At 40.1% G+C, this 8,424-nt stretch carries 6 protein-coding genes and 1 CRISPR repeat array; of the genes, 5 read left to right on the forward strand and 1 reads right to left on the reverse strand.

Annotated elements, in window-relative coordinates:
- The first annotated feature begins 189 nt into the window (after positions 1 to 189).
- The 5 genes from ACM0OR_RS19715 (at position 190) to ACM0OR_RS19735 (ending at position 6,092) form a co-directional block, all read left to right on the forward strand.
- Positions 190 to 684: a GNAT family N-acetyltransferase gene (locus ACM0OR_RS19715; protein WP_414578192.1), complete on the forward strand. Its 495-nt coding sequence runs from the start codon at positions 190 to 192 to the stop codon at positions 682 to 684.
- A 285-nt stretch (positions 685 to 969) separates the two neighbouring features.
- The gene (locus ACM0OR_RS19720; protein ID WP_414578201.1) at positions 970 to 1,575 is read left to right on the forward strand and encodes a TetR/AcrR family transcriptional regulator; all 606 of its coding nucleotides are present in this window, start codon (positions 970 to 972) and stop codon (positions 1,573 to 1,575) included.
- A gap of 115 nt (positions 1,576 to 1,690) precedes the next feature.
- On the forward strand, positions 1,691 to 2,866 hold the full coding sequence (gene eis / locus ACM0OR_RS19725) for an enhanced intracellular survival protein Eis (RefSeq protein ID WP_414578194.1): 1,176 nt from the start codon (positions 1,691 to 1,693) through the stop codon (positions 2,864 to 2,866).
- 113 nt (positions 2,867 to 2,979) lie between these two features.
- A complete protein-coding gene (locus tag ACM0OR_RS19730; RefSeq protein WP_414578196.1) occupies positions 2,980 to 3,918 on the forward strand; it encodes a DMT family transporter in 939 nt (312 codons plus the stop codon).
- 476 nt (positions 3,919 to 4,394) lie between these two features.
- Complete coding sequence (locus tag ACM0OR_RS19735; protein ID WP_414578198.1) at positions 4,395 to 6,092, forward strand: alpha/beta hydrolase; 1,698 nt, start codon at positions 4,395 to 4,397, stop codon at positions 6,090 to 6,092.
- A gap of 78 nt (positions 6,093 to 6,170) precedes the next feature.
- Here the strand turns inward: ACM0OR_RS19735 and ACM0OR_RS19740 are convergent, their stop codons facing one another.
- Positions 6,171 to 6,866 (reverse strand): type 1 glutamine amidotransferase, encoded by a 696-nt coding sequence (locus ACM0OR_RS19740; protein ID WP_414578199.1) that lies wholly within the window; start codon positions 6,864 to 6,866, stop codon positions 6,171 to 6,173.
- A 149-nt stretch (positions 6,867 to 7,015) separates the two neighbouring features.
- Positions 7,016 to 8,338: a CRISPR direct-repeat array (repeat unit 37 nt; unit sequence GTTTCAATCCCTGATAGGGAGTTAATGAAATTGCAAT).
- Positions 8,339 to 8,424: the final 86 nt, after the last annotated feature.

Below are 8,424 nucleotides of genomic sequence, written 5' to 3' on the forward strand. Positions count from 1 at the left end.
TATATGGTATACAAAAACGGTATTTCATACAACAGAAAATTAATCTTTTTAGATGAAGATTCACAGAAGTTCATGTAATAAATGTTATACTTATAGCAAGAATTGGACAAATCAGCTTGTTGAGGTGTAGCGATCGCAAATACAATTTCTTTTAACTAACGCAGACAATTTCAATGCCATTCTAGAAAAATGAGTCCCAAGGAAATATCTCTGCGGCCTGCAAAGGACACAGACGCATGGAAACTGAGTGCTATCCACATTGCTGCTATTAAAGCTCTACCGACAAATTTTTATACTCGTAAAGAACTATTGGCTTGGCGTAATTACCTTGATAAGCCGGATGGTTCTAATATCTTAAGATACCTGAAATTAGAGACTATCAGGGTGGCAATTGAAGATGAGATGATCACAGGATTCGCTAGTTTTATTTTGAATGAACTAATTAGTTTATACGTCCATCCTTATTATCAAGGGCAAGGATTTGGCCGGGCTTTAGTAGAACATTTTTGCGCCGAAGCAACTCAACAAGGTTTTGATAGTGTCATCACAACTGCTAGTCTTTACGCTGAAGGTTTTTATTTACGCTTGGGATTTATTCCTCTTCAAAGAGTACCTCATCACTTAGGACGTGGGTTAGTAGTTCCTGTCACTGAGATGTGTAAAGAGTTGGGAGAGTTCTGTTAGCGTAGCGAGGCATTGAGCAGCGTAATATCCTTCTTACTCAGGACTCAGCACTGAGTACGGTAAAGCTACGTGTATTTCAACAATGAAATCGGATTTTTATAAAATTAGACAGTTTGATATTGGTTTGTGTTTCGCATTACAATTGAGATTAATATTCTTCTGATAAATAAAATTTTGATTTCCATTTAAAAAACATTAATCCATCATATCTGAGCTAACTTATCTCCATTAAAAACTATTTTTCAATGAAATTTAACAATGCCAGCAATTACTGAAAATCAAATAATGATTAAAACTGTCCGTTCTTCTGCTCTGACTCGTACACGTTTGATAGAGGCTGCTTCACAGGTATTTGCTGGCTTGGGTGTTCAAGGAGCAACTACCCGTGAAATAGCTCGTGTAGCGGGTGTGAATGAAGTAACGTTATTTCGCCATTTTTCTAGCAAAGAGCAACTGTTAAAAGCAGTAATTGAAAATGCCCTAGCACTGCAAACCGAAGCCCTCGCTAACCCAGAAGCATGGACACAGGATTTAAGCACTGACTTAAAAAATTATGCTCAGTTGTATAACGCCATGCTGGAGGCGCAAGAAGACCTAATTCGTACCTTTATCGGCGAAGCCAAGCGACATCCAGAAGCCGCCAAGCAAGTTATAGAAGAAGCAGCCAAGCCTTTGGGCGAAAAACTGGTAGCTTACTTGCAATCATGTCAAAAACGTGGAACTGTCCGACCTGACATTAATCTATTAGCAGCCGTTGAAATGTTTAGGGGAATGCTGTTAGCCGGAATGCTATGTCGTGATGTTAAACTCCAGCCCCATAGATACAGCAGTGAAGAATATATTGAAACCTGTGTAGATGTTTTTGTAAGAGGGATAGGGGTGATCAATTAAAAATTAAAAAATTGCTGACTCTCCACTGCCCCATTGAGTGATTCTCTTGGGTGAAGAATACAGAACATACTCTTTGTAGTATGATTGTCAGTCTGTGCTACTAAGGGTAGAGGCAATGACACCTCAATTTAAATACACCAAAGCCCAGCAAGAGGATATTCGGCAATTAGGACATATCCTCGAACAGTGTTTTATTATGTCGGCTGGTGACAGTGAAATTTATGCCAACCTTGTTGGTTTAGATAATTTTCGTGTTATCTATCGAGATCAACAAGTTGCTGGTGGCTTGGTAATTTACTCGATGGGTCAATGGTGGGGTGGTGGGCGTGTACCGATGGCGGGACTGGCGGCGGTGGGTATTGCTCCAGAATACCGTGGGGATGGAGCTGCGATCGCCTTGCTCCAAAATGCTCTCCAGGAAATCCACGCCCAGGATATACCAATTTCGGTTCTCTATCCAGCTACACAACGCCTATACCGCAAAGCCGGCTATGAACAAGCTGGAAGTTACTGCACTTGGGAAATTTCTACACAAAGTATTCAGATACGGGAACAGTCTTTACCAGTGCAACCTGTAGACCCGAAAGATGACGATCTATTTCACAGTCTACATCAGCAACAGGGAAAACTTACTCACGGATACTTAGATCGACATCCCGCAATTTGGCAAGGATTAATTCACACAGAAGCTCAAGAAACTCTCTATACTTACTTGATTGGTGACAAAGACCAACCCCAAGGTTACATCATCTTCACTCAAGAACGTACCAAAGACGCTTCTATTGTGCGAGTTAAAGATTGGGTGATGCTTTCCCCTGATGCAGCACGCACTTTCTGGTCATTTCTGGCCAATCATCGTTCCCAAATTGACAAAGTACGCTGGAAGAGTTCCATTACTGATGCTCTGACATTACTTTTACCAGAGCAAACTGCTAAAATTTGCCAGAGCGATCGCTGGATGCTAAGAATAGTTGATGTGTGCAAAGCCTTGTCCGCCCGTGGTTATCCGCCAGGAGTGGAAGCAGAATTACATTTAGACATACAAGATAACTTGTTAACCAGCAACCAAGGTAAATTTATTCTATCTGTTGCCAATGGTCGAGGTGAAGTCACCAAAGGCGGTAAAGGTGAGTTAAAGCTAGATATTCAAGGATTAGCACCCCTATACTCCAGCCTATTTACACCCTCTCAATTACAACTAGCCGGAAAACTAGATGCAACAGCCACAGCACTCTCCACCGCTACGCAAATATTTGCCGGTGTCTCTCCCTGGATGATGGATTTCTTTTAATTACGAATTAAGTAGGCGCAAGCCTTTCCTTTGCTACGCAACCCTAGCGCGAACGGAACGCTACGCGAACCCGTAGGGTATTACGAATTACGAATTACGAATTACGAATTATTATGCACTATAGTTCTGGTCGCTGGCGTTTGGGGCTGGCGTTATCTTTGTTGACTGTTTGCTTGTGGGGCGTTCTACCGATCGCACTCAAGGTGGTATTGCAAACTTTGGACGTTTACACCGTGATTTGGTTTCGCTTTTTGGTGTCCTTTGTTTTGCTGGCTACATATTTAGGGATGCGCGGTCAATTACCGCAGTTAGGAAAATTGAGTGCTAATGGTTGGAAATTGTTAGCGATCGCTACTCTGATGTTAGCGGCTAATTACTTTTTGTTTATGCAGGGTTTAGCGTTAACGTCTCCCGCTAACGCTGAGGTGATTATTCAATTAGCTACTCTGTTGTTGGGCTTTGGTGGTTTAGTCGTCTTTCAAGAACGCTACAATGTGCGGCAATGGTTGGGTGTAAGTGTCTTAACTTTAGGTTATGTTCTATTTTTTCGCGCCCAATTCACTAATTTAATTACTTCCTCTAGTACATACATTTTCGGTAGTGGTTTAGTGGTATTAGGTGCAGTAGTATGGGCAGTCTATGCTTTGGCTCAAAAGCAATTATTACAATCTCTATCTTCTGCCCATATTATGTTAATGATTTATGGCGGATGTGCTTTATTATTCACTCCCCTAGCTAAGATAGATACAATTATTACACTCAATAATTTTCATTTAGTAACTTTACTTTTTTGTGGTCTAAATACGCTCATTGCCTATGGTGCTTTTGCGGAATCTTTGGAACATTGGGAAGCATCCCGTGTTAGTGCTGTATTAGCTTTAGCTCCTATTGTCACTTTAATAGCAGTAGAATTTACATCACTAATTGCACCTAATTTAATCCCTCCAGAACGGCTGACAATTTTAGGTGTATTTGGGGCATTTTTAGTAGTAGGTGGTTCAATTGCGATCGCGCTGAAGAAGAATAGGGGACAGGGGACAGGTGACAGGTGACAGGATAGAAATATCTGTTTCTTTTATTCTTCGTGCGGGACTTCTGTCGGTGGGATGCTCTCAAGGAAATTTAATGTTTAAAGCTACATTAAAATTACTGAGGCAGTGATTTTTAACATTTGTTATGATCATTAGCGTTAGTGTCAAGCATCAGTTTAAGTCTCTTCAAGGGTGAATCTTTTTCTACCTGTGTATCTTCTAAAAAACCACATTTTCATCACGTAATCACCACAAAAAATCATTGAAATTCTGAATTATCAGAATAAGTTTATACAACACAAGCCAATAAATCCAACTCAAATTTAAGGTTTTACGAATTACGTAAAGCCTGCGGCATAGCTACGCTTAGAGCGTAGCGGGGGGGAGCATCGTTACGAATTACGAATTACGAATTACGAATTACGAATTCTTCCAATCAACTGGGGTGTCAGCATTACTACCAACAATCAGCATTACACCACCAAAACAGTTGAGCAATGAATAGTTTATTGAATAAATGGACTAGCAGCGTGAGCAAACATTCGCTCTTGCTAGTTCTGTCAATACTACTCCCAACATCGGGAGTAAATCATCATGCCATAGCAGCCGAAAGAGTCTATACCTCTTATTCAGGTTTAGAGTTATCTATTTCTGTTGCTACTTTAGAAGTATATGCCAAAACAGGTTTCGTCAATGAAGAATTAGCTATATATCAGCAATATTTACCACCGAAACAGTTTCAAGAATTGCGGCAAATGTTACATACTCCGGTGAAAGTTAGTTCGGTAGTATTGTCGCAATTTTTGTACACGCCCCAAGGAGAATTTTTACTGCGGCGGTTGGGGGAGGTAATTCAAAGTAAAACCATAGAAACAGAACCGGAATTAAATGCTTTACGTTCAGCGTTAGTGTTAGCAGCTAGTGAACCGGAAGGGTTAACTTTATTAAATTTATTACGCAAATATCCTACTAACGGTATCTACATTAATTTAGCCCAAAGTCTAACGATCGCAGGGGAATTACAGAAAATCGTTAATAAAACTCACCAAGCGATCGCAGTAGTTACCAAAAAATCTAATCTAGAAGCCTCTAGCATCCACAATACCAAAGGTTTGTCTCAACTACCAGATTTAGCCAATCACGGCAAAATTCCGGCGCAAAAATATACACTCAAGTTTTTTGACTCTGCACGTCATCGCTTATTGTTAACAGATGTTTATCTCCCCCGGATTAAAAAGACTGCGCCTGTAATTGTCATTTCGCATGGTTTGGGTTCAGACAGCAGTAACTTTCAATATTTGGCTACACATTTAGCCTCTCACGGGTTTGCTGTAGTTGTTCCCAATCATCCCGGTAGCGATGCTAAACAAGCGCGGGGTGTGAGTCAACAAGCAAATGAAGTCATATCACCAGAGGAATTTCAAGACCGACCTTTAGATGTAAAATATGTTTTGAATCAACTGGAAATTAGTAACCAGTCTGATGGTGAGTTTAAAGGTAAGCTAAATCTGCAAGAAGTGGGTGTTTTTGGGCAATCTTTAGGAGGCTACACAGCCTTAGCCTTAGCTGGCGGTAAGATTAACTTTGGGCAGTTGCAACAAGACTGCAAACCAGAGAAACTGAATAAAACCTGGAATATGTCTGTTTTATTTCAGTGTCGCGCCTTGGGAATAAAAAATAAATCCCTGCTAGATAGCTTACAAGATAAACGAGTCAAAGCTGCGATCGCAGTTAACCCCATCACCAGTTCTATTTTTGGCAAGTCTGGGATTAATCAGATTAAAGTCCCTGTGATGCTGATTGGTAGCAGTGAAGATACTATTGCACCAGCTTTGTATGAGCAAATCTTACCCTTTTCTTGGTTAGCTAGTTCCCAAAAATATCTCGCCGTGCTTGTTGGTGGAACTCATTTCACCACCATTGGGAATAGTCATCCCAGCAGTAAGCAAGTACCCTTATCTCCAGATTTAGTCGGGGATGCAGTACAAGCACATCGCTACATGAATATTTTGAGTTTACCTTTCTTCCAAACCTATGTAGCTAATAATGCAGAATACGCACCCTATCTGAGTGCAGCTTATGCTAAAACCATTTCTCGCCATTCTCTGGGTTTGAGTATCGTTAAGTCTCTCACCTCTACAGAATTAGCACAAGGTTTAGGTGCTGAACCTAATACCATTTCCCCACAATACTAATGTTCCATAATGTTCGTAGTAAGGGCTTCAGCCCTTATTTTTAAAATTGAAAAGGACTAAAGTCATTACTACAAACAGTTACGAATTATAAGCAAGGTTATCTAATATACTATTCATGATAGTATTAATTTTTTCAAAGTTCTCTGTTTGAGCGAGCATTTCTGTTGATTGCTGGATATATTTCCCTTCAACCAATTCATCACCGCAATTTGCAATAATTTGACTAACACTCTCTTTAGTTGACTCTAGGTGAAACTGCAAACCTAAGACTCGCTGATTATAAATAAACGCCTGATTTTGACACCCTTGGCTGTAGGCTAACCGAGTCGCACCTGGCGGTAAATCAAAGGTGTCACCATGCCAATGAAACACTGTAAGTTGCTGCGGTAATGCACTAAAAATAGTTGAGTTTTGACCTTCATTTGTTAGTTCAATAGGAAACCAACCAATCTCTTTATTCTCTCCTGGATAAACTTTAGAGCCTAAAACATCTGCTATCAACTGCGAACCTAAACAAATCCCAATTACTGTCTTATTGGCTTGGATTGCTTGGGCAATAAATTGCTTTTCTTGTGTCAACCAAGGATATTGATTATCTTCATAAATATTCATTGGGCCACCCATCACCACTAGCCAATCAATATCCTCCACTGGCGGTAAGGATTCGTTCGCATAAAATCTAGTGGCGGAAAGATAATGTTTGTGTTCTAATGCCCATTTTTCAATACTGGCAGGTGTTTCAAAGGGAACGTGCTGCAAGTAATGTATCTTCATCTCCAATTCCCCAATATTCGTTTGTAGTAAGGGCTTTAGCCCTTCTCTTATGATAATTTGATCTGTTACATCAATATTTTGGTGTTGCTGAATAATACTATTTGATTGTTCACGCAAAGGCGCAAAGGCGCAAAGGCGCAAAGAAGAACGCAATAATCCCTAATAGGGAGTTTATGAAATTGCAATTTACCGCTCTAATCTCAGCAATTAGATACTGGGGTTTCAATCCCTGATAGGGAGTTAATGAAATTGCAATTGGGATGTTTTTCACGTCCGCCATCTCCAGATTTGGTTTCAATCCCTGATAGGGAGTTAATGAAATTGCAATGGTATTCTGGTCAGAGATAAGTGCGATCGCTGTAATCTGTTTCAATCCCTGATAGGGAGTTAATGAAATTGCAATATGGGTGCTAGGGTCTGATGTTGCACCTGCACTGTTTCAATCCCTGATAGGGAGTTAATGAAATTGCAATTCACGCTGTGGAGGGTGAGATACTTTTCCCACCTGGGTTTCAATCCCTGATAGGGAGTTAATGAAATTGCAATTATTGAGGGTAGTTGAATACAGTCTAAGCCTAGAAGTTTCAATCCCTGATAGGGAGTTAATGAAATTGCAATTGGTTGCTGCATAATCAAGGGCAGCGTATTGTTTGTTTCAATCCCTGATAGGGAGTTAATGAAATTGCAATCCAGATTTAGTCCACTCTCTAATAGTCTCTACTCTGTTTCAATCCCTGATAGGGAGTTAATGAAATTGCAATACCAAGCGGTTACTTTGGGTGATTCCCTGTCAATGTTTCAATCCCTGATAGGGAGTTAATGAAATTGCAATCTGTCCTAAAAAAAATAGCAGTCTATTGCAAGGTTTCAATCCCTGATAGGGAGTTAATGAAATTGCAATGAAAACCTAGCTGATACTGGTTACGTTGGTAAACTTGTTTCAATCCCTGATAGGGAGTTAATGAAATTGCAATTTATTGTTTTCAGTGTTGTTACTCACGATGCAAAGTTTCAATCCCTGATAGGGAGTTAATGAAATTGCAATCACAACAAAAGCGAACGGGACAGCAACCGCGAACGGGTTTCAATCCCTGATAGGGAGTTAATGAAATTGCAATGGCTTGGCGACGCATTTGATTTACTTGGCCATTGTTTCAATCCCTGATAGGGAGTTAATGAAATTGCAATCAGCTAATTGAGAATTTAATTCAGCTTTTTTTGTTTCAATCCCTGATAGGGAGTTAATGAAATTGCAATTTGACTTACTGCGCCAGCGCAAAGGAAAGCTTTGAGTTTCAATCCCTGATAGGGAGTTAATGAAATTGCAATCGTACCAAGAGGCTGGCTTACTCGAAAATACTATTGTTTCAATCCCTGATAGGGAGTTAATGAAATTGCAATCATATAGGATGAAGCCTTTATTATTCATCTCGCCGTTTCAATCCCTGATAGGGAGTTAATGAAATTGCAATCTTTGCTTCTGTGCCTGAGCCTGAGCATTACCCTAGGGAAAACGCATCTTATTTACTAATAAAAATTAAGAGAGATTTCAAAATGA

The organism is Anabaena sp. CCY 9402-a (assembly GCF_963920945.1).
Taxonomy (GTDB): domain Bacteria; phylum Cyanobacteriota; class Cyanobacteriia; order Cyanobacteriales; family Nostocaceae; genus Trichormus; species Trichormus minutissimus.

Excerpts from the sequence above, each read along its gene's own strand:
- ACM0OR_RS19715 (WP_414578192.1), top strand. The coding sequence starts at position 190 with ATGAGTCCCAAGGAAATATCTCTGCGGCCTGCAAAGGACACAGACGCA.
- ACM0OR_RS19720 (WP_414578201.1), top strand. The coding sequence starts at position 970 with ATGATTAAAACTGTCCGTTCTTCTGCTCTGACTCGTACACGTTTGATA.
- eis (WP_414578194.1), top strand. The coding sequence starts at position 1,691 with ATGACACCTCAATTTAAATACACCAAAGCCCAGCAAGAGGATATTCGG.
- ACM0OR_RS19730 (WP_414578196.1), top strand. The coding sequence starts at position 2,980 with ATGCACTATAGTTCTGGTCGCTGGCGTTTGGGGCTGGCGTTATCTTTG.
- ACM0OR_RS19735 (WP_414578198.1), top strand. The coding sequence starts at position 4,395 with ATGAATAGTTTATTGAATAAATGGACTAGCAGCGTGAGCAAACATTCG.
- ACM0OR_RS19740 (WP_414578199.1), bottom strand. The coding sequence starts at position 6,866 with ATGAAGATACATTACTTGCAGCACGTTCCCTTTGAAACACCTGCCAGT.